Annotated in this window: 1 pseudogene; it reads right to left on the minus strand. The window is 56.3% G+C overall.

What is annotated here, in order from left to right:
• Positions 1-287 (minus strand): annotated as a pseudogene (locus AAGW05_RS18620) (ISAs1 family transposase); the annotation flags it as partial.
• Positions 288-316: the final 29 nt, after the last annotated feature.

The following is a 316-nucleotide window of genomic DNA, read 5'->3' on the forward strand; positions in this document are numbered from 1 at the left end:
ATAGTGATGCCGGCTAGTTTAAGGGCGCGGTCCGGGTAGTTGCGGGCACCTCGAGTGGCTTTGGCGAGGTTAGTTTCTCCTTGTAGCCGGAGAATTGTGATGGCGATGTTTCTTAGAGATGCCATCACGCGTGGTGCTTCACCGTTGCGTACTTGGCTATGGTCTTCCCGAAAAAGAACGTCCCGGCGGTAGTGGAGCCCGTTTTCGATAGCCCAATGACCACGGATCCACGCCCCTATCTCGGCAGGTTTTCCCTGTGACGGTGTCAGCGACGTGACGATGTACACCGTCTCTGTGTGCCACTTCCGTGTTCCCA

It is taken from the genome of Arthrobacter sp. LAPM80 (genome assembly GCF_046736435.1).
Taxonomy (GTDB): Bacteria; Actinomycetota; Actinomycetes; order Actinomycetales; family Micrococcaceae; genus Specibacter.